The organism is Streptomyces sp. DH41, assembly GCF_029813785.1.
Taxonomy (GTDB): domain Bacteria; phylum Actinomycetota; class Actinomycetes; order Streptomycetales; family Streptomycetaceae; genus Streptomyces.
The window spans coordinates 300,453-323,749 of record NZ_JARVKY010000004.1 but is presented as its reverse complement, the minus strand read 5'-3'; the positions used below and the strand labels follow the sequence as shown (position 1 = coordinate 323,749).

Sequence of the window (23,297 nt, the reverse complement as noted above, 5' to 3'; positions counted from 1 at the left end):
CTGACCGGATGCGCCGTTGACCAGGCGCATCCGTGACGACCCGACCCTGGGGGAGAAGCATGACGCACTCGACGCGACGGGGCGGCGGCCTGGACGGCCAGGCCGTGCTGCTGGCCGCCGGACTCGCCGATCTGGCGGTGAGCACGATCGGCACCGCGGTGGGCGGGCTGCGCGGGCTCCTGAGCCGCTCGGACACCGCCGACCTGGTGCGCGAGGCGGAACAGGATCTCCAGGCCCGGGGCAGGCTGGCCCTGGACCGCTGCGCGAACGTGCCCCCCGCCCACTTGGAGGTACTCGCCCAGCACGTGAGGGCACGGCGTGCGGCCGACGGTGTCGATGTCTGACCGCTGGGACCCGGCCGCCTTCAAAGCACGGGTCGACGGCGTCCTGCGGAACTTCCTGGACGAGGAGGCCGGCCACCTCGTGGCCGTGGACACCGCCCTCGCACCCGTGGCCGGGCAACTGCGGAACGCGGCCGGGCACGGCAAAAGGCTGCGGGCGGCTTTCTGCTACTGGGGCTGGCGGGCGGCCGGACAGCCCGACAGCGACGCCCTGGTACGGGCGGCGGCCGCCATGGAGCTGGTGCACGCCGCGGCCATCGTCCACGACGACCTCATCGACGACAGCGCCCTGCGTCACGGCCTGCCCACCACCCACGTGGCCCTGGAAGCCGTACTGGCCCGGGACGGCCGCCGGCAGGCCGGTACGGCGGCCCGGTCCCTGGCCATGCTGGTGGGCGATCACCTCATGGCCCTCGCGGGGCAGCTGTTCACCACCAGCGGTCTCCCCGCCGCCTACCTCGCCCGCGCCCGGGACCTGTGGGCCGCGCTCGCCCGCGAACTCATCGCCGGCGAGTGCCTGGAGATCCTGCACACCGGCGGACGGCCGGACACCGCGACCTCCCTGAAGGTCGTCCGGTACAAGACCGCCAAGTACACCGTCGAGCACCCCCTGCTCATCGGCGGCCTGCTCGCCGGTGCCCCCACCACGCTGCGCGACACCTACACCGCCTACGGCCTGCCGCTCGGCGAGGCGTTCCAGCTCCGCGACGACCTGCTCGGCCTCTTCGGCGACCCGGAACGCACCGGCAAGGCCGGCCTGGACGACCTGCGCGCCCAGCGGCCCACCGCACTGCTGGCCGAGACCTGGCAGGCCGCCGACGCCTCCCAGCGGCAGCGGCTGCGCGGTGTGCTGGGCCGCGGCGACCTGGACGGAACCCACCTGCGCGAGGTGCGCGACCTCATGGTCGAACTGAAGGCGCCGCAACGGGTCGAGCGGATGATCCACGACCGCGTGGAACGGGCCACCCGCGCCCTGGACGACGCCGGGACGCCCGCACCGGCGCGCCGGGCGCTGCGCGAACTCGCCCAGCAGGCCACCGACCGCATCCACTGACGAACCGACGAACCGACGAACCGACGAGGAGACCGTGATGACCGTGATGACCTACACGGAGACGTCGATGGACGCCCTGCGCCGCGACGGCGACGAACTGGCCGACGCTGTCGTCGCCACCCTCTTCGAGCGGGGCGAGGTCGGCAAGTTCAACTCCCTGATGCGCTACGTCTCCACCACCGGCCAGGAACTCCCGGACGGCCTTCCCGGAGTGGCCCGGGAGTACCTGCGGACGACCGGCACCCCTCCGGACTGGGTGGACTGGGCCGAGATGGAGAAGGCCCGCCTCTTCTTCATCGACAACAACGTGCACATCTCCACCGCCCTGTCGTTCGCGTCGATGCCCGCCTGCTACGTCGTTCCGCACGTGGCCAGGCTGCTGTCGGCCACCCACGGGCTGAGCTACCCGTCCAAACGGATGGCGGAGACCGGTCAGTTCACCGTCTACCTCATGCGGCCGGACGCGTTCGAAGCCGGCGGACGCTTCATCCCGGCCGCCCAGAAGGTACGCCTGCTGCACGCCGCCATCCGTCACCACCTGAAGCGGGAGAACCGCTGGGACACCGGCGCCCTCGGCGTACCGATCTGTCAGGAGGACATGATCGGCGGGCAGATGTTCTTCTCCCTGACCGTTCTGGACAGCCTGCACCGTCTCGGTGTCCACATGTCCGCGGAAGGGGCGGACGCCTACTTCTACGCCTGGCGCGTGGTCGGTGCCATGCTCGGCGTCGACCAGGCGGCCGTGCCCACCACGCTCGACGAGGCACGGCGGTTCCTCGACCTGTACATGCTGCGGCACATGGGCCCGTCCGAGGAGGGGGCCCACCTGACGAGGCAGTTGATCGACCTGTACGAGGAAGTCGTCCCGGGAACTCTCTTCGACCCGGTCGTGTCCGCCCTGATCCGCTACCTCGTCGGCGACACGTGCGCCGACTGGCTGGAGGTGCCCCGCACCGGCTGGGACACCGTCGTGAAGGCCGCCCCGCACCTCCTCGGCGTCCTGGAGACGATCGAGGACCGCTCCCCGCTCGGCGCGTGGGCGCTCGACCGGCTCGGCCACCTCACCACTGCCCTCGAACTCTCCTCCCTCACCCGCGGACGCGTCATGCACTACGCCATCCCCGAACAGCTGAGGAAGGAGTACGGCGTCTCCGGCGCCGCTTCCCGCGCCCACCGCTGGTCCCCGCCGCCCGCGACCGTCTCCTGAGCCACGGCGCGGGCGAGGCCCGGGAAGGCGCGTCAGGCGATGGAGGCCGAGATGACCGCGGAGACGGCCAGGTTGCAGGACGCCGTCACCCACACCGCCGGGTGGGGCTCCGGTTCGACCAGCGTCGCGCCCAGCCGGCCAGGGGTGATCAGGTCGACGATCAGGAAGGCCACGGCCATCATCACGAGGCCGAGCAGACCGAACACCGCGGTCGACACCAGCCCCTTGCCGAAGTCCTCGTACGTCGTCCAGATGGACGTGAAGACGATGCCGCCGATACCGAGCAGCGCGGAGCTGAGCACCATGGCCGCGTTGCGGTTGCGCTGCTCCCAGATCTGCCGGCCGAGCTTTCCGGGCGTCAGCACGTCGACCAGGACGATGCCGAGAACCAGGAGAACCAGGCCCAGACCGCCGTAGGCGGTGGCACGGCCGAGTCCGTTGACTATGTCGCTCATGGGGTTGCCGGCTCCGTAGCGTGAGAGATCGTGAGTGATCGTGGTCAAGGCGCTGCAAAATGTAGCGCACCCGGTCGGTCCTCCGGCTCCCGCGGTCCGGCAATCCGGTGGATTGGCCGGACACGGCGTCAGGACGACGCCGCGAGCGCGCGGTTGTGCCGCACCGAGGACCAGAAGGCGGAGCCGATCAGGACCACGCCGATGAGGCCGGTGATGATCTCGTTGATCTGGTACTGGATGGTCACCAGGAGGATGGTGGCGAGGGCGCCGATGGCGTAGTGGGCGCCGTGCTCCAGGTAGACGTAGTCGTCCAGGGTGCCCTGGCGGACCAGGTAGACGGTGAGCGACCGGACGTACATGGCGCCGATGCCCAGGCCGATCGCCATCAGGACGATGTCGTTGGTGATGGCGAAGGCGCCGATGACGCCGTCGAAGGAGAAGGAGGCGTCCAGGACCTCGAGGTAGAGGAACATGAAGAACGCGGCCTTGCCGGTGAGAGCGACGACGGAACCGGGCCTGCCCGCGCGCTCGGCCTCTGCCTCGGCCGCGTGCTCGCGCTCCTCCTCCTGTTCGAGTTTGTCCTCGAAGAAGCCGGAGAGACCGCCGACGACCATGTAAGTGATCAGGCCGCCGATACCGGCGAGCAGCACCGTCTCCGCCTTGTCGACATGGGTGCCGCCGTGCTGGTGGGCGTGGGCGCCTACGGTGACCGCGGAGATCAGCAGCGCGATCAGCGCGACGCAGACCGACAGCATGTCGACCCTGCCGAGTTTGGCCAGCGGGCGCTCCAGCGGGCCCAGCCACTTGATGTCCCGGTCCGTGAGGACGAAGTCGAGGAAGATCATCAGGAGGAACATGCCGCCGAAGGCGGCGATCGACGGATGGGCGTCCGTCACCAGCTCCTGGTAGCGCTGCTTGTCGGTGAGCGCCAGATCGACCGCGGCCCACGGGCTCAACCGGGCGCTGATCGCCACGATCACGACCGGGAAGACCAGGCGCATACCGAAGACGGCGATGAGGATGCCGACGGTCAGGAAGATCTTCTGCCAGAAGGCGCTCATCTTCTTCAGGATCCCGGCGTTGATCACCGCGTTGTCGAAGGACAGGGAGATCTCCAGCACGGCGAGGATGGCCACGAGACCGAAGGCGGTCCACCCGTCGTACAGGACCCCGGCGGCCAGGCCCAGGGCGGTGACGGCGAAGGCCCAACGGAACGTCTTCAACAGCACGGGCTACTCACTCACTCCTGTGGTCGGGCTGCGCCGGGACGGGGCATTCCTTCCTTGCCAGTGCCCATCTTCAACGTTGTCTACCACGACCGTCCGCCGTCGCCCGGGCAGGCCGGGCGCGGCACCCGGCGGTCACCAGAATGGGTCGGTCCGTTTCCTCGAGAGGTGGGGAGCCGCTCGCGTCCGAGTGCGCGTGAGTGTGTTCTGGCGTGCCTGAGTGAGTGGTGCGGGGTGTGGTCCGGGGGCGTGGGGACGGGTGGTCTGCGGGACCCTGCGGCGCCGTTCGTCGCGCTGGGCCCGTCGGGGCGTGGCGGTCCGGACCCGGCTGCGGCAGGACGGTGGTGGACGCGGTGCTCCTGGACCACCGTGTCCGCCACCTGGGCGCGCGAGTACTCTTCGATGCCCTTCCGGACGGCGGCCGCGGGATCATCGCCGAGCCACCCCAGCCAGTGATCAGGGGCGGTGAGCAAGTGCCCCCGCAGCCTTCAGGACGGCCTTGACACGGAGGCCGAGGAGGTCTGGAAGCGCGCGATGTCCGGCTGCGGTGGTCGGGCATCCCTGACGGGACGCACCGCATCCGGTGCAGTCAGTGCGCCGAACCGAGCACGCCACCCGCAACCGCACCGCCCTGACGCCGAACACGTGCGTCAACCACGGCGGGCGCACCGCGACCACCCGGGCTGCCCGCCCACTGGCCCGCCAGGTGGCCGCAGTGACGGTGGACGCCGACGCCATGACCTCACGGCGCCTCGCCGCCCGCCTGCACCAGCCGGGCCTGCCGGAGGTGGATCTGCTCGTCCGGGCCGGCGGCGAGCAGCGCAGTCGTCATCCCGTACGCCGGAGGAACACGCCGGTCCGGGCGACCCGCCGTGACCTGCGAGGGGCATCGGCCGTTTGTCTGTGTGGGCTGTGCTGTCCGAGCCCGGTCCGAACACCCACTCGCAAGGAGCAGCTCCTGTCATGACCGTTCGTCGTGCATTCCGGCGCGCTGCCGTCGCCGCCACCCTGATCCCCGCCGCGCTGCTGGTCGGCCACACACCCGCCCAGGCGGTTGAACTGCCTCCCGCGTGTCTGGCAGCCCTCACGGAAGCCCAGGACAAGTTCCCCGTCCAGCAGTTCACGGTCCCCGACAAGGTGAAGACCGCCCTCTTCGACGAGCTGGCCGTGCTCGGTGAGACCGACCAGAAGGCGCTCACCGAGACCGCGTGCGCGGCGTGGAACGGGTGGGCCACCGCGAACGGGGCGGCCGTGGCCCGGAACCTGGACACCCGCTACCAGAACACCGACGGCCTGGCGTGCACCAAGTTCACCACCGCGGCGATCGGAGCGTTCAAGAAGTACGCGCCGACCATCCCCGCGGAGACCCGGGGCCTGGAGACCGTGGCCAAGAAGGTCTGGGGCAACGCCATGCAGACACTCTCCGTCGAGGCGACCAACGCCACCTGCCGGCAGTCGTACGGCAGTGTGAAGGCCGGCTGGTAGCGCACCGTCTCCCGGAGCGGCGTGCGTGTCGCTCCTCCGTCGCGCACCCGTGGCCGGGCCGGCTCACGCACCCACCGCCTCCGCCGGTCCGGCCGCGGCCCGCCGCTCGGCGGAAACCGCACTGTGAGGTCCCTGTGTCTGATGAACCCGCTCCCACGACGGTCGGCGTCCTCGCGGCTCTGGAACCGGTCGTTGCCCGCCTGATCGACCGTCACCTCGCCGCCGCCAAACCCTGGTCCCCGCACGCCTACGTCCCGTGGAGCGAAGCCACCGACTACGACGGCCCCCTGGACGGCGAGCCGTGGCGGCCCGGCCAGTCCCTGATGTCGGCCGCCGTCCAGGACTCCTTCACCGTCAGCCTGCTGACGGAGGACAACCTCCCCAGTTACCACCACGAGATCGCCACCGTCTTCGGCCGGGACGGCGCCTGGGGCACCTGGGTGCACCGGTGGACCGCGGAGGAGGACCGGCACGCCTACGCCCTGCGCGGCTACCTGCACGCCCGCCGTGCCCTCGACCCGGTCCATCTGGAGGAGCAGCGCATGGCTCACCTGTCGCGGGGCTTCGAAAGCGGCCGGCCCGGCGTACTGCACAGCCTGGCCTACGTCACCGTGCAGGAGATGGCCACCCGTGAAGCGCACCGCAACACCGGCAAGGCCTGCGGAGACCCCCTCGGTGAGCAGCTGACCGCCCGGATCGCGGCCGACGAGAACCTGCACATGCTCTTCTACCGCGACCTGTACCGGGCGGCGATCGACCTCGACCCGGACGCCGCGCTCACCGCGCTGGCCGACGTCATCTGCGACTTCCGGATGCCCGGAGCGACCCTGCCCGGGTTCCAGGAACGGTCCCTGCGGATCGCCGCCGCCGGAATCTACAACCTCGACATCCACCGTGAGCACGTCCTGCTGCCCTTGCTGCGCACCCTCGGTGTGTGGGGGCGCACCGACCTCACGGCCGTCGGTGACCAGGCGCGCGAACGCATCGGGCTGCACCTGGAGCAGGTGCAGCGGAACGCCGCACGGTTCCGCTCGGTCTTCGCTCGGCTGGACCCGGACGGCGTCGTCGGCGCGTGACCGGCGCCCTGGGCGGTGCCGGGAGCCCGCATTCGGCGAGGGCGGCTCCCGGGGCCCGGCCGGTCCGCTCAGGGGAAGCCGACCGGCTCGAGCGCACCGCGCAGATCTCGTGCGAGGCTCTGAGCGACCTCCGGCCATCGGTCGTCGATGTAGAAGTGCCGCCCGGGATAGACACGGTGGCGGACGCGGCCCCGGCTCAGCTCGGACCACGTACGGGAGGCGTCCTGGGGGACGACGGAGTCCTCGCGTCCGCCGAACACGCTGATCGGGCAGTCCAGCGGGGCCTCCTCCCGGTACCGGTATCGCAGGTACACGCTCACCTCTCGTTTGAGGACCGCGTTCGCGCTGGACACGTGCAAGGCCTGCTGCGCGGCCAGTTCCCGGAACAAGGGCATCAGGCTGTGGAGCGGACGCGTCCTCAGTTCGGCGACCAGCAGGTGCCACCCGTGCGGTGGCGGAGTGGCGGAGACCCCGAGCAGCGCCGGCTGGGCCAGACCCCGGCGTCTGAGGTGACGGGTCGCCTCGAAGGCGAGCAGCCCTCCGCCGCAGTGACCGAAGAACGCGAAGGGGCGGCCGGCCGCCTCCCGGTCGACCTCGTCCGCCAGCCTGCGGGCCAGCTCCGGCACGTCGCGCACCGCGGGTTCGCGCAGGCGCCGTCCGTGACCGGGCAACTCGACGGGGTACGGCTCCACCCAGTCGGGCAGCTCGGGCACCAGCGGCAGGAAGAAGGAGGCGGGCCCGCCCAGGAAGGGCAGGCAGTACAGGCGTACCTCGGCGCGTGGTCGGGGTACGGCAGCGGCGGTCCAGGGAGAGGGGGGCGTGGTGGGGCGGATGCCGCCGTGTGAGGTCACCGGACAGTCCTCGAGTGCGGTGGGTGGGGCAGGCCCCCGGCGCGAAGGCCGGTTCACGGATGAAGGCCTGTCGACGGTCGACGGACGGCCTGAAGGGGAAAGCCCGTAGACGGACGCGGTTCGACGGGCGACGGCCCGCCGCCCGCGGCCGCCGCCCGCGGCGGTGCGGGCGCCGGGCCTCGGTCACGGTCGTGCGGCCGGGGCCGCCACCTGTCGGGAACCCGTTTGCCCGGGGCTCGTCTGCTGGGCCGGCAGGGACCCGGTGACGCTCCGCGCGGACTGCTGCCTGAGGACCAGGTCGGCCAGCGCCGTCAGGGTCGGATTGGCGATCGCCTCGATGGTGGGGATCTGGCAGTCGAAGTGGCGCTGCACCAGGACAGCGAGCTCGGCCGCCATCAGGGAGTCCATCCCCAGGTCGCCCAGCGGCCGTTCCATCGGGACCCGCTCCGGTACCGTCTGCAGGACGGTGGCGGCCAGTTCGGCCAGTGCCCGCAGCGCCAGTTCGCGGGCCTCCCCGGGGGGCAGGGACGCCAACTGCTCGCGCAGGTCGCCGCCACTGTGCCCGGCCACGTCCTGCGCCGGCGCCAGGACCAGGCTCAGCCGCGGGGAGCCCGCGGCCGGGCAGAACGAGCGCAGCGCCTCCCACGTCATCCGGCCCACCGCGACGACCTCCGCCGGTTCCGCCAGGAGCCGGCCCAGACGGGAGTGCGCCTCACGCGGCGTCAGCAGGCCCATGCCCTTGCCTTCCAGCATCCTGGTCAGTTCCAGCCGGGCCACGTAACCGGCCTCGTCGATGCCGCCCCACTGTACGGCCAGTGCGGTCTCCCCGCGGCGGCGACGGGCCCGGGCGAGGGACTCCAAGGCGACGTTGGCACCGACGTAGGCGGCCTGGTGTGGATTGCCGATGAGCGCGGCGGCCGACGAGTACAGGACGAACAGGTCGAGCCGCTTGCCACGGGTCAGCTCGTCGAGGACCAGCGCCCCGCCGACCTTCGGGGCGAGCACCGCCGACAGGCGCGCGTCGTCCAGGTCGGTGAGCGGGGCGTCGTCCAGGTGCATCGCGGCGTGCACGACACCGCGCACCGGATGCCCGTCACGGTCGGCGCGGTCGAAGACGGCGCGCATCGCCTCGATGTCGGTCGCGTCGGCGGCGTGCGCCGTGACCCGCACCCCTCGGCCGCGCAGGTCCCGCAGCATCTCCGGGGCCCCGGGCGTTTGTTCGCCCCGGCGCCCGACCAGGGCGAGGTGCCGGGCGCCGCGCTCGGCCAGCCAGCGCGCGGTGGCCGCGCCGAATCCGCCGAGTCCGCCGGTCACCAGGTAGGTGCCCTCCGGGTCGGGCGAGTGTCGCGCCGGACGAGGGGCGAGGGGCGGGGCCTCGTCGAAGGCGATGACGAGCTTGCCGATGTGGTGCGAGTGCTGGAGCAACCGGAAGGCCTCCGCGGCCTCGGCGGCGGGTCGCACCCAGTGCGGCACCGGCTGGAACGTGCCGTCGGCGATGCCCTCGGCGAGCGGACCGACGTACTGTCCCGCCCGGTCCGGGTCCTCCAGCACCATCTCGTTGAGGTCGACGGCGCAGAAGGACAGTGCCCGCTGGAACGGGCCCAGCAGCAGGCGCTCGTTGGCGGCGAGGTCCCGCTTGCCGAGTTCCACGAAGTGGCCGCCGGACTTCAGCAGTTCCAGGCTGCGGGTGACGGCCTCCCCGCTGAGCGAGTTCAGGACCACGTCCACACCGCGCCCGCCGGTGGCCTCGAGTACCTGCTCGGCGAAGTCGAGGGTGCGCGAGTCGGCGACGAGGTCGACTCCGAGCAGGCGCAGCAGGTTCCTCTTGTGCTCCGTGCCCGCGGTGGCGAAGACTCGGGCGCCGACCCGGCGTGCGTACTGGACGGCGGCCAGGCCCACGCCACCGGCCGCCGCGTGCACGAGGACGGTCTGCCCCCTGCTCAGCCGGGCGACGTGACCGAGGCCGTACTGGGCGGTGAGGGAGACCAGCGGGACCGTGGCCGCAGCGGTGAGGTCCATCCCGTCGGGGACCCGGCACACGGCACGCGCGTCGACGGTCAGGTGCGAGCGCAGAGCGCCTCGGAACAGGGCGCACACGCGGTCGCCGGGGGCGAACGAGGACACCTGGTCGCCGACGGCGGTGACGATCCCGGCGCACTCGTAGCCGACAGGGTGTTCGTGGCCTCCGTCGGCCGCGGGCTGCGGCGGGAGCACCGCCTGCGCCTGGAGGACGTCGCGGTAGTTGAGACCGGCCGCGCGGACATCGAGGGACACCTCGCCGGGGCCGGGCGGTGCGGACGGCGGGGCCGGGCGCCACACCAGGTCGTAGGCCGGGCCCGGCCGTCGCACGTGCAGGGCGTAGCCGCCCGGCTCGGGCGGGGCACACGGCGCGGGCCCGGCAGGGCGGTCGGTCACACGCGTCACGAACCGGCCGTGCCCCGTGGTGACGATCTCGTCGTCGTCCCCCGGGTCCAGCAGTTCGGCCGCGATCCGCCGCACGGCATCCGCGCCGCCGTCGTAGTCCGCCGCCAGCCGCCGTACGGCGGTCCGGGCGTGCTCGTTGGCAAGGGAGCGTGCCGCGCCCCAGGCCGCGGCGGCGGGGACGGAGGCGGGCTCCGGCGCGGGCGTGGCACCGGCCGTCGGCGCCACCAGCCACAGCGCGCGGGAGACGTCCGAGGGCAGGCGGGACAGCAGGGCCGACGCGTTCCGCAGCGTCGCCGTGTACCGCACGCAGCGGTCGGTGACCTCACGCGCGGTGGGCGCCGCGACACCCGGAGGCGGCGCGTCCGAGTCGGTGACCAGGACGACGGTGACGGCGGACGGGGCCGGGCCGCCGCCGGCCGACAGGACCGTCCAGTCTCCGGGGCCGACGTCCGGCCCGGTCCGGAGCACCGTGCCGCCGGCCGACTCGAGTGACGAGGCCAGCCCGGCCGAGATGCCGCAGTCCGGCTCCCCGACGATGATCCAGGCGGACTCCTCACCCGCCCGGGGCAGCGGCGGCGGCACCACGACGGCCCGGGGACGGGGCACGCGCCGCGCGCTGATGACGGAGGCGACCCGCTCCAGCCCACCCCCCACATCGGTGTGTGCGACGTCGCCGAAGCCGGTCTCCCTGAGCAGTTCCCGCCAGCGCTCACGCGGCAGCAGCGGGGTGCGGGGGCGTTCGGCGAGGTCGGTGCGGCCCCAGAAGCTCTTCAGGAGCCCGAAGACCAGGGCGCAGGCCGCCGTGTCGTGCATCTCCTGCAGCAGCAGGTGGCCATCGTCCGTGAGGAGGAACGACAGCCTGCCCAGGGCGCCGCGCACGTCCTCGGTGGCGTGCAGGACGTTGGAGGCGATGACGACGTCGAAGGACCCCTCGGCCCAGTCCTGCTCCCGCGGGTCGCGGTTGAGGTCCAGCGTCCGGTACTCGATGAAGTCGTGGGCGGCGAGCCGCCCCCGTGCGCGGGGGAAGAAGGACTCGGAGACGTCCGTGAAGGCGTAACGGGTACGTTCGCGCGGCAGGTCGGGCGCCACCACCCGACTGGTGGCGCCGGTGCCGGCACCTACCTCCAGTACACGCAGCGGGCGGTGGGCGGGCCAGGTCCCGGCCAGGGCGCGCACCGCGGACCGCAGGGCGCGGTGCGCGGCCTCCGACTGGAGCGAGGAGGTGTACAGCTCCTCGGTCAGGTACCGGCCGGACTCCGAGAACAGCAGCTCCAACGGATCACAGCGCCCCGTCAGGACGTCCGGCAGCCGCCGACCGCACATGCCGTACGCGGTCAGCTCCGGGCCACGCCGCAGCGGGCCGGCCGCCAGCGCGCGTACCGTCTCCTCGGGGCGGCCGGGAGACAGGACCCGGCAGGCGCCTCCGGTGCGGAATGCGTCCGCGTCCGCCACGAGACCGTACTCCTCGGCCACCTCCAGCAGGACGCCGAGCAGGGGCTCGTACTCGGGCAGCACGCCGGCGGCGCTCAGCCCGGCCCAGGTGGGGCACGCCTCGCCCGGCAGGATCCTCTCGACGGCGCGGACCGCGAAGTGCGCCGTCACGCGTTTGAGCGCCTCCGTGAGGTCCAGGGCCCGGCGCGTCTCGGACTCGGACAGGACCACGTCGACCGGCGCGGCGGTCGCGGTCTCCCCGGCTCGTGGGTTGGGGAGCGGGACGGAGGCCGCGCCGTGCTCGGGACGCGGAGCGGAACGCAGTTCGGTGACGCACTCGCTGACCGCCGGCCGGACCCCGGTGTCGAAGCGGCGCAGCCGGCAGCCGAGCAGTTCCACGCAGATCGTGCCGTCCTCGTCGGCGACGGTGACGTCCCAGACGGCCTCGGCGGCGGTGGCGGACCGCGCGCGCACCCGGACGTGACCGGTTGCGGTCGGTGGCCGCCAGAGGCGGACGGTGTCGACGGCAGCGGGCAGGAAGGCCGTCTCGTCGGCGCCGTCCAGCAGTACGGCGCCGGCCTGCAGGGCGCCGTCGAGGATCGCCGGGTGCGCGAGGTAGCCGGCGGTGTCGAGGTGGTCGGCCCGGTAGCGGGCCGACGACTCGCGGCCGTCGGTGCGGACGTACTCGAGGACGCGGAAGGAGGGGCCGTAGTCCAGTCCCCCGCGACGGGCCCGGCGGTAGACCTCGTCCGCCTCGGCGCCCCGGGGCAGGTCGCCGTGCCGCCCGCCGTCGAGTCCCCCGGGGGCGCGGCCGAGCAGGCGCCGGACCCGGCCGCGGGCGTGTGCCCGCCACGGCTGCCCGGGGCCACCGGACCGGCTCGCCACGCGCACCACGCCGTCCTCGTCGCAAACGGAGGTGTGCAGCCAGATGTCCAGGTGCGGGTCGTCCCAGGGCAGGGTGAGCGGCTGGAAGGTCAGCCCCGTGACCTCCAGGGGGCCGTCGAGGACCCGGCTCCCGGCCGCCAGGACGGCCTCGACGTACCCGGCCGCCGGCATCAGCACCGCGCCGGACACCTTGTGGTCGGCGAGCCACGGCAGCCGGACCGGGTCGAGACGCTGGTGCCAGCCCGGTTCCAGGGCCGCGGCCCGTTCGCCGAGCAGCGGGTGGTCCAGGACGCCGCTCCCGCAGGTGCGGGTCCACGACGTGGCGGGCGGCAACGGGTGCGTCTCACGTTGCCAGGCGTACGGCGGCAGGTCGGTGACCTTCCCGGGTACGGGGAAGAACGCCGACCAGTCCCCGGCTCCGGCGGCCAGGACACCTCCGACCGTCTCCTCCAAGGCGTCCGCGCCCCGGCCGTGGCGACGCAGGGTGGGCAGGACCGCGGCCGGGACGCCCGCCGACTCGGCGGCGCGGCGCAGGTACGCCGTCAGCACCGGGTGCGGGCCGACCTCGACGAGCGCCCCGCAGCCCTCCTCCAGCACGGCGGCGACCGCGTCGGCGAACAGTACGGGCCGCCGCAGGTTCCGCCACCAGTACCCGGCGTCCAGACCGGTGCCCTCCTCGGCGTGCCGGAGCCGGCCGGTGACGGTCGAGGCGAACGGCAGCCGCAGCGCTCCGGGGCACAGATCGGCCAGTGCCGCCTTCATGGGCTCGGCGAGCGGGTCCATGTGCCGGCTGTGGAAGGCGTAGTCGAGGTCCAGCGGCCGGAAGAACACGTCCCGCTCCGCGAGGTGCTGCCCCAGCTCCTTCAGGGCCGTCTCGTCACCGCTGACGGTCACGTCGCGGACGCTGTTGACGGCGGCGATCTCCAGCTTCCCGCGGTACGGCAGCAGCAGCGCGCGGGCCTCCCCCTCGGGCAACCCCACCGCCGCCATGCGGCCGCTGCCGGCGGTGGTGGCCTGCAACCGGCTGCGCTCGGCCACCACCCGCGCGGCGGCGGGCAGGTCCAGCGCTCCCGCGGCGCAGGCGGCGGCGATCTCGCCGACGCTGTGCCCGAGGACCACGTCGGGGCACACCCCCTGTTCGGCCAGCGCGGCCACGAGCCCCCATTGCAGGGCGAACAGCGCGGGCTGGGCGACCTCCGTGCGCTCCATGCGCGAGTTCCCGCCCGGCGCGGCCAGTTCGCGGGCCACCGACCAGCCGAGCAGCGGGGTCAGCGCGGCGTCCGCCTCCGTGACGGCGGCGCGGAAGGCGGGCACCGCGGCCATCAGGTCGGCGCCCATCCCGTGCCACTGCGACCCGTTCCCGGAGAACGCGAACACCACCTTCGCGCTTCCGGGTTGCCCGGTGACGGGCGGCGGCGGTACGGCCGGGGAGGCGGCCCGGTCCCGCAGCCGGTCGGTGGCCTCTTCCGGTGTGCGGGCCAGTACCACCGCGCGGTGCGGGTGCGCGTGCCGTCGGCGGCAGGCGGTCCAGGCGGTGTCGTAGAACGCGTCGGGCCCGACGGTCTCCAGGTGGTCGGCCGTCCCGTGCAGGGCGGACGTCAGGGCTTCCTCGGTACGGGCCGAGACCAGCACGGGCAGCGCCCCGCCCCGCGGCCGGGCGGCCTCCGCCCGCGTGGGGGCGGGAGCGGGTGCCGCTCCGAGCAGGACGTGCGCGTTCGCGCCGCCGAACCCGGCGGAGCTGACCCCGACCGCCCCCCGGCCCTCACAGGGCGGCACCGGCCTGGCGGTCACGGCCGGTTCCAGCCCGAGCCCGGCGAAGTCGATATCGGTGGCGAGCGGTTCGGCGTGCAAGCTGGCGGGGATGTGCCCGTGGCGCAGCACCAGGCACGCCTTGAGCAGCCCCGGCATGCCCGACGCCGCCTCCAGGTGCCCCAGGTTGCTCTTGACCGAGCCGATGGGCAGCGGCCCCCTGGTGCGGGCCGTGGCGAGGGCCCGTCCGACCGCCCGGCACTCGGCGCGGTCCCCGGCCCGCGTTCCGGTGCCGTGCGCCTCGAAGTACACCAGTTCGTCCGGGGACACCCCGGCGTCGCGGTAGAGCGTGCGCAGCAGTTCCTCCTGCGCCTCGCTGCTGGGCAGGGCCATCCCCTGGGTGTGCCCGTCGCTGTTGACACCGGAGGCCCGGATCACCGCGTGCACCCGGTCGCCGTCGGCGAGCGCGTCGGCGAGCGGCTTGAGGACGACCAGTGCCCCGCCCTCCGCCCGTACGAAGCCGTCGGCGTCGGCGGAGAAGGTCCGGCACCGGCCGGTCGGGGACAGCATCGACGCCTTGGAGAACCCGACGTAGGGGTGGGGATCGAGCAGCAGACCGATGCCACCCGCGAAGGCCGTGCGGCTGCGGCCGGTGCGCAGCGTCTCGCACGCCTGGTGCACCGCCGTCAGGGCCGACGAACAGGCGGTGTCGACCGTCATGCTCGGGCCCCGCAGGTCGAAGACGTGCGACAACCGGTTGGAGACGATGGAGTTGGCTCCGCCGGTCATGGTGTAGGGGCCGGTTCCGTCCGGGACGGTACCCATCAGGGCCAGCGCCGACGACCCGGCGCAGCCGACGAAGGCGGCGGTGTCCGTCCCCGCGAGCCGGTCGGCGTCCAGCCCGGCGTCGTCCAGCGCCTCGACCGCCATCTCCAGCAGCAGCCGTTGCTGCGGGTCCATGTGGGCGGCCTCGCGCGGCGAGATGCCGAAGTAGGAGGCGTCGAACCGGTCGTAGTCCGGGAGGAACCCGCCCGCGACGGTGTACGTCTTGCCGGGGCGGCGGGGGTCCCGGTCGAGGAACCGGGACGTGTCGAAGCGGTCCGCGGGGACCTCGGTGACCAGGTCCCGGCCCTCGCTCAGGGCCGTCCACAGGCCGTCCAGGGAGGTGATGCCCCCGGGAAGGCGGCAGGCGGCGCCGACGAGGGCGATCGGCGTGTCGTGCCCGGGAGCGCGGACGGGGTCGGGGACGGGGGACGTGGGCAAATCGGTCTCCTTGAGGTCGTTGGGCAGGAGTGGGGGCCGGCCGTTTCCGGTCGCGGGCACGGTCAGCGCAGGGCTGCCGCGACGTAGTTCCGGTCGACGACGGGCCGGCCGGGGCAGGCGAGGCCGAGCCGGGCCAGACCGCGGTCCTCGTAGGTGCGGGAGAACGACAGCCAGCACGCGTACGCGGGCAGCGCGAGCCGCACGTCGATCGAGCCCGGCGCGGAACGCCAGTCGGTGTTCACGGGGACGCCGAAGTGGTCACCGAGGGCCGCGATCACCTCGGTCACGGGCAGGTCGCGCGGGTTGACGACGTGGCAGACGCGCGGCCGGTCCCCGCACTGCCGTCCGGCGACCTCCGTCATCACGTACGCGGCGTGCTCGACCGGCAGGACGTTGGTACTGGCGTCCTCGGGCACCGGCAGCGTCACCGGCCCGGGATGCCGACGGAGCACGGCGCCCACCCGCTCCGCCAGCACCTGAAGAGGATGGCTGGGACGGTCGGGGTGCGCGGGACGCAGGGTGGCCAGGCAGCTCGGGCGGAAGACGACTGCCCGGCCGCCGTGCTCGGACACCCAGCGGTGCACGAGTTGCTCGCCCTCGAACTTCGACTGCTCATACGGGGTGTTGAAGCCGAACGAGGCGTCCAGCTGCTTCTCCTCGACGACTCCGTCGGGCCGGGCCCCAGCCACGGCGACCGTGCTGACGTGGCACAGCAGGGGAGCCCGCTCGCCGGCCGTCAGGAGGCGCAGTACGTGCCGTGTCCCGTCGACGTTCGTACGCCGCGCCCGTGGCAGGTCCGCGGCGAAGGAGATGTCACCGGCGCAGTGCCACAGGACGTCGATCCGGTCCGCCAGCCGCAGGAAGCCCTCGCGTCCCAGCCCGAGAAGACCGTCCTCCAGCACGATTTCCAGCGTCTCCACGCGCGTACGCGCCATCCGCAGTTCTTCCGCGCCCGCGCCGCACGCCCGCAGAAACCGTTCCACGCGCACGGCGGCCGGCAGCGGATGCCGACGCGCGAGCAGCAGCAGCCGCCTGCCACGCGCCAGCGCTTCACGCACCAGGTGCAGGCCGAGGAGCCCGGTGGCACCGGTGACGGCGGTCAGCACACACGCTCCCGCGTTCCGGCACCCGTCCGGCCGGAGACGGGGACCGCCCAGGCCGTCGGGCCCCGGGCCGGACGCGAACGGGGTGCCGCCAAGGACATCGCACGAATCACGCGTCGGACAGTATCCGAGCTGGTGCACACCGTGACGCCGGTCGCAGGTGTTCACCCTCCGGGGTGATCCCTCGTCGCCGGTCCCACCGGAGTCCCCGCCGCCAACGGCACATCCCCGAAAGGCCACTGGGCCGACGGGCCCGCAGGTGCCCGCGGCTCGCCACCCACGCCCCCGGACCCACTCCCACGCGTCGGGTCCTTCGTCAACGCGCGCGCTGTGCCGCATCACCCCTTCGAGTCGTCCCCGCGGAGTGCCCCGGCGTACCCCATGGGCCTGTTCCCCCCTGGCCCGTAGCCCCTGCCGCCACCGGGCGAAGGGTCCGGGCGCCCCGAACGTCCCGGTTCGCCTGTGGTAGCCAGTGACCCTCGACAGCGACGCGGAAAGGAGGCGCGGGTGCGCCGAATCGGAGCCCTCGTGGTGCGCTACCGGTACGCCGTGATGGCCGGGTGGCTGGTGCTGGTCGTCGCGAGTCTCGCCGTGCTCCCCTCCCTGTCCCGGATGCTGCAGCCACCGGACATCACGGTCGACCGGTCCGCCTCGGCCGCAGCGTCCGAGCTGATCGCCGAGCGGTTCCCGGACATCGGCGGTCGGCAGGTGATGCTGGCCTTCACGTCCCGCACGCTGCCCGCCGACGCCCCGGCGTACCGGCGCACCACCCGGGCCGTCACCTCCGCGGTGTCGGAACACGCGAGGGTGGGGGCCGCCCTGCCGGTTCCCCGCACCGAGGACCAGCACCCTCGCCACGCCTACGTGATGCTCGGCGTGACCGGTGCGACGGACAGCGCCCGCCGTGTGCTGCCGGAACTGGACGCACGGGCCGAGGAGGCCGCCCGCGACCACTCGGACGGCGCGGTGTCCGTCGCGCTGGTCGGCCTGGACCCGGTCCTGTCCGAACTGGCCCGTGCCACCACCGAGGACCTGCGTTCCGCCGAGGCGTACGCCGTGCCCGCGGCGGCCCTGCTGCTGGCGGTGGGGCTCGGCTCCGTGGGGGCCGCCGCGCTGGTCCTGCTGCTCGCCGGCACCGCGATCGTGCTCAGCCTCGGCGTCCTGACGCTGACCGGGCCGCCCCACGGGGTGGACGCCACCGCGGTGACCGTGGTCGCCACCGTCGGCCTCGGCGTGGGCCTGGACTACGCCCTGCTGATGACGCTGCGTCACCGTCGGCGCCGCGCCACCGGCCTGCCCCCGGAACGGGCAGCCGAGCAGGCCACCGTCACCGCCGGGGCCACGGTCGTCCTGGCGGGCACGGCCGTCGTCACGACCGCCGTCGGCCTGCTGCTGACCGACATCGCCTACATGCGGGCCCTGGCGTTCGCCGCGGTGCTGGCCGCCTCGACCGCCACCCTCGCCTCGCTCACCTTGATGCCGGCGCTGCTCGCCTCCTGCGACCGAGTCCTGGAATGGGGCCCGATGCCCTGGGCACGGCCGGGACGGCGCCGTCCGAAGGCTGGTCCCACCGCTTGGGAACGCTGGACCGGCCACCTGCTGCGCCACCCGGGCCGCTACGCGACGGCCGCGGTGCTACTCCTGCTGCTGGCCGCGGCCCCGGTGCTCGGGCTGCGCACGGCGCTGCACTTCGACCGGGCGGTCCTGTCGGGCACCACGCTCGGCGAGGGGCTGGCCCGGATGGAGGACGACCGAATCGCGAGCCTGACGCTGGTCGCGCTGCCCCGCCCGGGGAACGTCGGATCGGTCGACACGCAGCCCCTGACCGCCGAACTGCGTGGGGATCCGCGGGTGTTCCTCACCACTGCGCTCGACAACGGCCGCGATCTGACACTGGTGCTGATCGGCGAGCGCCAGGCCCCGGACACCGCCGACGCGGCGGCCCTGCAGCGAGAGCTGCGGGACGACCTGGTGCCCCGCCTGCTGCCCGCCGGGCAGCCCGTGCTGATCGCGGGTCCGGCCGCGACCGTCCACGACCTGACGGCCGAGGTCGACGACCAGGTGGGGCTGGTGCTGGTGGTGATCTGCTGCGGCACCTTCGTGCTGACCTTCCTGGTCTTCCGGTCCGTCGTCGTGCCGCTCAAGGCGATCGCGATGAACCTGCTCTGCGTCGCCGCCGCCTTCGGGATGCTCGCCTTGGCCGCGCCCGCCCTCGGCCACCCCGCCGTCAACCCGCTGCTCCCGCTGATCGCGCTCACCCTGGTGTTCGGTCTGTCCATGGACTACGAGGTCTTCCTCGTCCACCGCATCGCCGAGCACTACCGGGCCCACGGCGACAACGCCGCGGCCGTCCTGCACGGCCTGCGCCGCACCGCGCTGCCCATCAGCCTGGCCGCGGGCGTGCTCGTGGTGAGCCTCACCGGTCTTCTCGGCACCCACCGCCAGGACCTGCGTCAGATCGGCTTCGTGGTGATGGCCGCCGTGGTGCTGGACGCCACCGTCGTCCGCATGGTGCTGGCGCCCGCCCTGATGCGGCTCATGGGGTGCGCCAACTGGTGGCTGCCCGGCGGGCTCGGACGCGTGCTCCCCGCCCGCGACGCCAAGGTGCGTCTTCCCGCACAGGCGGGTGCCGCCCCCACAGCCGACCGGCCCCGGGTGTGACACGTACGGCATCGGACGCCCTCCACCCGGCACCCGACGCCGTACCTCACCCACCGACCCGGCCCGGACGGCGTTGGTCCACTGCGGCGCGGTACCCGCCGGTGGCTGACCAGGACGCTGGGCCGCACCCCGTTCGATTCCCCCCGGTGTCCCGGTTCGCCGCGCGGCGAGTTCGAGCACGTAGCCGGTGCCGTCCGTGTTCCAGCACGGCTGGAGACCGTCCGGCAGGGCGATCACCTCGGTGCCGAGGCGCTCGCGTCCGGGGTTCGCCGGAGCCTCGGCCACGTCTCGGTCCCGGCCGCTCACGAGGCCCAGCACGCGCTCACCGCGGCGGGACCCGTACGCTACGTCCGAGTTCTACGCCGGGCCGCCGCGGAAGGTGTTGCGGTACGCGCGCGGTGACACACCGAGGACCTCGCGGAAGTGCTGGCGCATCGCGGTCCCGGTGCCGAAGCCGGCGCGGGCGGCGACGCGGTCGACCGGTTCGTCACCGCGCTCCAGCAGCCGCCGGGCGTAGTCGAGACGCTGCCGGGCGAGCCACTGCATGGGTGTCGTCCCGGTCTCCTGCCGGAATCTCCGGTTGAGGGTCCGCACGCTCATCGCGGCCTGGCCCGCCAGTTCCTCGAGGGTGAGGGAGTCGCCCAGCCGCTGGAGCGCGTACGCACGTGCGGCGGCGGTCGAGGAGCCGTCCACCCGCTGGACGGGCCGGTCGATGTACTGCGCCTGGCCGCCGTCGCGATGCGGCGGCACCACCGTGCCGCGCGCCACCGTGTTCGCCACGTCCGCGCCGTGGTCGTCACGGATCATGTGCAGGCAGAGGTCGATCCCGGCGGCGACACCCGCCGAGGTGAGCACGCCCCGGTCGTCGGTGTAGAGCACGTCGGGATCGACGTCGACCTCCGGGTAGAGCGAGGCCAGTTCGGCGCAGGACTTCCAGTGCGTCGTGGCCCGCCGCCCCTCCAGCACGCCGGCCGCGGCCAGCACGAACGAGCCGGTGCAGATGGACGCCAGCCGGGCGGTCGGGGGGATCAGCTCCAGGGCAGCGCGCACCGGGGCGGCGAGCCGCCCGCGTTCCTGCGGCCCGTAGTCCTCCAGGGCCGCCGGCACGACCACCGTGTCGGCGCTTCGCAGAACCTGCGGCCCGTGGGGGACGTTGACGCTGAAGTCCGTGTCGGTGGCGACCTCGCCCGGCGCGGACGCGCACGTCAGCACCGAGTACAACGGTCGCCCGCTGTCGTCGGCGGCCGTGGTGAACAGGCGGTGCACGATGCCCAGTTCCATCGGCAGCAGCCCGGGACGCACGAACACCACCACACGGTGCGGCGCCTGTGCGCCCGCCGCCTCTTCCGCCTCACCCGCCGTGACCCTCATGGCCAGATTCTTTCACTCGTAGTCCATCTGGTCAGTAGTCCGGGCCACGCATCCGGCGAAGAGTGGTGTCCATGCCCCACACGACCGCGAACCCCCGCTCCCGCCCCGGACACCGCGCCTGGTGGGTGGCGGCCGTCACCGCAACCACGATCGTCGTCGCCGGTGCCTTCTCCACCATGCCCGGCGTCCTCCAGGGGCCGCTGCAACGCGACTTCCACTGGTCCCGGGGCTCCATCGGCCTCGCCGCGTCGGTGAACATGGTCCTGTACGGCCTCACCGCCCCCTTCGCCGCGGCGCTGATGGACCGCTTCGGCGTCCGGCGCGTCGTCCTTGCCGCACTGGGCGTCGTCGCCGGGGGAGCGCTGCTCACCACCGTCATGGACGCGGCCTGGCAGTTCACCCTCTTCTGGGGCCTCCTCGTCGGCCTGGGCACCGGCTGCCTGGCCATGACCCTCGCCACCACCGTCGCCAACCGCTGGTTCACCGAACGACGCGGCCTGGTCACCGGCATCCTCGCCTCGGCCGGCGTCCTCGGCCAGATGGTCTTCCTGCCCGCCCTGTCCTGGACCGTCGACCACCACGACTGGCGCCCCGCCCTGGTCACCCTCGCGCTCGCCGCACTGGCCACCGCCCTCCTCGTCCGGCTCGCGCTCGGCGACCACCCCGCCGACACCGGCGAACGCCCCTACGGCAGCCCCGTGTTCGTCCCCAGGCCCCCACCCGTCCCCGGTGCCGCGCGCCGTGCCCTCACCGTCCTGAGCGCCGCCGCGCGCACCGCCCCGTTCTGGCTGCTCGCCGCCGCGTTCGCGATCTGCGGCGCCTCCACCAACGGCATCATGTGGACCCACTTCGCCCCCGCCGCGCACGACCACGGCATGCCGGTCACCACCGCCTCGACCCTGCTCGCGCTGATCGGCGTGTTCAACGTCGTCGGCACCGTCGCCGCCGGATGGCTCACCGACCGTGTCGACGCCCGCAGGCTGCTCGCCGTCGTCTTCGCCCTGCGCGGCCTCCTGCTGGTCGCGCTGCCCCTGATCATGAGCTCGACCGTCACGCCGCCCATGCTGGCCTTCGTCGTCCTCTTCGGCCTCCTCGACCTCGCCACGGTGCCGCCGGTCATCGCCCTGTGCCGCCGGTTCCACGGTGCCGACAGCGCCGTCGTCTTCGGCTGGACCAGCGCGGCCCACCAGGTCGGCGCGGCCCTGGCCGCCTTCCTCGGCGGCGTCGCCCGCGACACCTTCGCCGGATACGACCCGGTGTGGGTGGTCCTCGGCGCGGCATGCGCCGCCGCGGCCCTCCTCGCCCTCACCGTCCGCCGTGCCGGGCCCCGTACGACGGCGGCGTCCCCGCCGTGCGGAAAAGCGGTGGTCACCCGTGGCGCGCGATGCTGAGATGGCGTGATGCGCGGTGAGACGTCGGCGGTCGTGGACCGGGGCCGGTACCCGGAGGCGGTGACTCCGTGGGAGGACGAGGCCTGGCGGGCCGCGGTCCACGCCTGGGTACGGGACCGGCTCGCCGCACGCGGTCTGCGGCCGGCGGGGAAGTGGCGGGTGCGGCTGAGGCCGTGGTCCGTCCTGGTGCGGCTGCCCGTCGAGGGGCACGACGCGCTCTGGTTCAAGGCGAATCCGCCGGCCGGCGCCTTCGAGGGCCCGCTGACCGCGGCGCTCGCCCGCTGGGTGCCGGAACACGTACTGGAGCCGCTGGCGGTGGACGCCGACCGCGGCTGGTCGCTGCTGCCCGACGGGGGGCCGCTCTTCCGGGACGTACTCGCCCGGGAGTCCGTGGGCCCGAAGGCGTGGGAGGAACTCCTGCGCCAGTACGCCGCCATGCAGCACGCCCTGACTCCGCGCGCACGGGAGATCGCACGGCTGGGAGTCCCCGACGCACGGCCCACGGCGCTGCCCGACGTCTTCGACCGGCTCGACGACAGCGCGCTGCGGCCCCAGGAACGGGACGGATTGAGGAAACTCCGCCCCCGCCTCCTGGACTGGTGCGCGGAACTCGCGGCCGTGGGCGTGCCGGACTCCCTCGACCACGCGGACCTGCACGACGGCCAGCTGTTCCACCCCGCACCGGGCAGGTACACGTTCTTCGACTGGGGGGACGCGGTCGTCTCCCACCCCTTCTGCAGTCTGCCGGTCCCCGCCCGCAGGGCCCGCGAGCGGTACGGGCCGCACGTACTGCCGCGGCTGCGTGACGCCTACCTGGAGCCGTGGACGGGCGCCGGCCGGACGACGGCGGAACTACGACGTGCGGTGAGCCTCGCCTGGCGGCTGAGCGCCCTGAGCCGTGCCGGCGCCTACGGCAGGCTGTTCCCCGGCGCGTCCGGCGCCACCGGTGCCGCGGTGGCCGGGGAGGGCGCCCGCTGCCTGCTGGAACTCCTCGACGACCCGCCCGTCTAGCCGCCGTTGTCAGTGGCGGATGGGAGGCTGCGAGTCATGGATGAGGTGGAGTTCATGCGGGGCAGGGTCTACGGCGCCGACCACGACAACCCCGGGCCGAGGGCCGGACGCGTCTACGCGCAACTGGTCGGCGGCCCCCTGGACGGTCTGCTGCTCGACATCACCGACCTGACCGAGCGAGAGCGCGGCCGGGGAGTGTCACTGGCGACGGAGATGGGCCGCTACGGCCCGGGCGGCCACTGCGCGTACGGCCCGAGGCCCTCGGACCCCCGTCGCTTCGACTGGCGGGGTGACGTGCCCTGACGTCACGTCA

General features: G+C 73.6%; 16 protein-coding genes. 10 read left to right on the top strand and 6 right to left on the bottom strand.

Going from position 1 to position 23,297, the window contains the following annotated elements:
- Positions 1–59 precede the first annotated feature (59 nt).
- The 3 genes from QC283_RS09965 to QC283_RS09955 are packed head-to-tail and all read left to right on the top strand — an operon-like array spanning position 60 to position 2,602.
- Complete coding sequence (locus QC283_RS09965) at positions 60–344, top strand: polyprenyl synthetase (RefSeq protein ID WP_279561035.1); 285 nt, start codon at positions 60–62, stop codon at positions 342–344.
- The gene (locus QC283_RS09960) at positions 337–1,395 is read left to right on the top strand and encodes a polyprenyl synthetase family protein (protein WP_279561034.1); all 1,059 of its coding nucleotides are present in this window, start codon (positions 337–339) and stop codon (positions 1,393–1,395) included. Before QC283_RS09965 ends, QC283_RS09960 begins: the two co-directional genes overlap by 8 nt.
- Positions 1,396–1,441: 46 nt before the next feature.
- Entirely contained in the window at positions 1,442–2,602 is a 1,161-nt protein-coding gene (locus tag QC283_RS09955; protein ID WP_279561155.1) for an oxygenase MpaB family protein, read from the top strand.
- A 32-nt stretch (positions 2,603–2,634) separates the two neighbouring features.
- Here the strand turns inward: QC283_RS09955 and QC283_RS09950 are convergent, their stop codons facing one another.
- Positions 2,635–3,057: a DUF350 domain-containing protein gene (locus QC283_RS09950; RefSeq protein ID WP_279561033.1), complete on the bottom strand. Its 423-nt coding sequence runs from the start codon at positions 3,055–3,057 to the stop codon at positions 2,635–2,637.
- Positions 3,058–3,185: 128 nt separating this feature from the next.
- Positions 3,186–4,286, bottom strand: coding sequence for a DUF475 domain-containing protein (locus QC283_RS09945; protein WP_279561032.1), 1,101 nt, complete (start codon positions 4,284–4,286; stop codon positions 3,186–3,188).
- A 580-nt stretch (positions 4,287–4,866) separates the two neighbouring features.
- On the opposite strand from QC283_RS09945, the gene QC283_RS09940 reads away from it, so the two are divergent.
- The 3 genes from QC283_RS09940 to QC283_RS09930 all read left to right on the top strand — a co-directional run bounded on the left by QC283_RS09940 (position 4,867) and on the right by QC283_RS09930 (position 6,844).
- Complete coding sequence (locus QC283_RS09940) at positions 4,867–5,250, top strand: undecaprenyl diphosphate synthase family protein (protein ID WP_336620637.1); 384 nt, start codon at positions 4,867–4,869, stop codon at positions 5,248–5,250.
- Positions 5,247–5,768: a hypothetical protein gene (locus QC283_RS09935; RefSeq protein WP_279561030.1), complete on the top strand. Its 522-nt coding sequence runs from the start codon at positions 5,247–5,249 to the stop codon at positions 5,766–5,768. Before QC283_RS09940 ends, QC283_RS09935 begins: the two co-directional genes overlap by 4 nt.
- Before the next feature lie 134 nt (positions 5,769–5,902).
- A complete protein-coding gene (locus QC283_RS09930; RefSeq protein WP_279561029.1) occupies positions 5,903–6,844 on the top strand; it encodes an acyl-ACP desaturase in 942 nt (313 codons plus the stop codon).
- A 68-nt stretch (positions 6,845–6,912) separates the two neighbouring features.
- Here the strand turns inward: QC283_RS09930 and QC283_RS09925 are convergent, their stop codons facing one another.
- From QC283_RS09925 to QC283_RS09915, 3 genes are all read right to left on the bottom strand, one after another.
- Positions 6,913–7,695, bottom strand: a complete 783-nt coding sequence (locus QC283_RS09925; protein ID WP_279561028.1) for a thioesterase II family protein — start codon at positions 7,693–7,695, stop codon at positions 6,913–6,915.
- A gap of 183 nt (positions 7,696–7,878) precedes the next feature.
- The gene (locus QC283_RS09920; protein WP_279561027.1) at positions 7,879–15,447 is read right to left on the bottom strand and encodes a type I polyketide synthase; all 7,569 of its coding nucleotides are present in this window, start codon (positions 15,445–15,447) and stop codon (positions 7,879–7,881) included.
- A 62-nt stretch (positions 15,448–15,509) separates the two neighbouring features.
- The gene (locus tag QC283_RS09915) at positions 15,510–16,553 is read right to left on the bottom strand and encodes an SDR family oxidoreductase (protein ID WP_279561026.1); all 1,044 of its coding nucleotides are present in this window, start codon (positions 16,551–16,553) and stop codon (positions 15,510–15,512) included.
- Positions 16,554–17,057: 504 nt separating this feature from the next.
- On the opposite strand from QC283_RS09915, the gene QC283_RS09910 reads away from it, so the two are divergent.
- Positions 17,058–19,211, top strand: coding sequence for an MMPL family transporter (locus tag QC283_RS09910; protein WP_279561025.1), 2,154 nt, complete (start codon positions 17,058–17,060; stop codon positions 19,209–19,211).
- A 357-nt stretch (positions 19,212–19,568) separates the two neighbouring features.
- Here the strand turns inward: QC283_RS09910 and QC283_RS09900 are convergent, their stop codons facing one another.
- Positions 19,569–20,582, bottom strand: coding sequence for a GlxA family transcriptional regulator (locus tag QC283_RS09900; RefSeq protein WP_279561024.1), 1,014 nt, complete (start codon positions 20,580–20,582; stop codon positions 19,569–19,571).
- 71 nt (positions 20,583–20,653) lie between these two features.
- On the opposite strand from QC283_RS09900, the gene QC283_RS09895 reads away from it, so the two are divergent.
- The 3 genes from QC283_RS09895 to QC283_RS09885 are packed head-to-tail and all read left to right on the top strand — an operon-like array spanning position 20,654 to position 23,287.
- Positions 20,654–21,973 (top strand): MFS transporter, encoded by a 1,320-nt coding sequence (locus QC283_RS09895; protein WP_279561023.1) that lies wholly within the window; start codon positions 20,654–20,656, stop codon positions 21,971–21,973.
- A gap of 9 nt (positions 21,974–21,982) precedes the next feature.
- Entirely contained in the window at positions 21,983–22,984 is a 1,002-nt protein-coding gene (locus QC283_RS09890) for a phosphotransferase (protein WP_279561022.1), read from the top strand.
- A 36-nt stretch (positions 22,985–23,020) separates the two neighbouring features.
- Positions 23,021–23,287 (top strand): hypothetical protein, encoded by a 267-nt coding sequence (locus QC283_RS09885; RefSeq protein ID WP_279561021.1) that lies wholly within the window; start codon positions 23,021–23,023, stop codon positions 23,285–23,287.
- Positions 23,288–23,297 lie beyond the last annotated feature (10 nt).

What these genes read in the sequence shown, in the direction of transcription:
- QC283_RS09965 (WP_279561035.1), top strand. Translation starts at nt 60, where the DNA reads ATGACGCACTCGACGCGACGGGGCGGCGGCCTGGACGGCCAGGCCGTG.
- QC283_RS09960 (WP_279561034.1), top strand. Translation starts at nt 337, where the DNA reads ATGTCTGACCGCTGGGACCCGGCCGCCTTCAAAGCACGGGTCGACGGC.
- QC283_RS09955 (WP_279561155.1), top strand. Translation starts at nt 1,442, where the DNA reads ATGACCTACACGGAGACGTCGATGGACGCCCTGCGCCGCGACGGCGAC.
- QC283_RS09950 (WP_279561033.1), bottom strand. Translation starts at nt 3,057, where the DNA reads ATGAGCGACATAGTCAACGGACTCGGCCGTGCCACCGCCTACGGCGGT.
- QC283_RS09935 (WP_279561030.1), top strand. Translation starts at nt 5,247, where the DNA reads ATGACCGTTCGTCGTGCATTCCGGCGCGCTGCCGTCGCCGCCACCCTG.
- QC283_RS09900 (WP_279561024.1), bottom strand. Translation starts at nt 20,582, where the DNA reads ATGAGGGTCACGGCGGGTGAGGCGGAAGAGGCGGCGGGCGCACAGGCG.
- QC283_RS09895 (WP_279561023.1), top strand. Translation starts at nt 20,654, where the DNA reads ATGCCCCACACGACCGCGAACCCCCGCTCCCGCCCCGGACACCGCGCC.
- QC283_RS09890 (WP_279561022.1), top strand. Translation starts at nt 21,983, where the DNA reads ATGCGCGGTGAGACGTCGGCGGTCGTGGACCGGGGCCGGTACCCGGAG.
- QC283_RS09885 (WP_279561021.1), top strand. Translation starts at nt 23,021, where the DNA reads ATGGATGAGGTGGAGTTCATGCGGGGCAGGGTCTACGGCGCCGACCAC.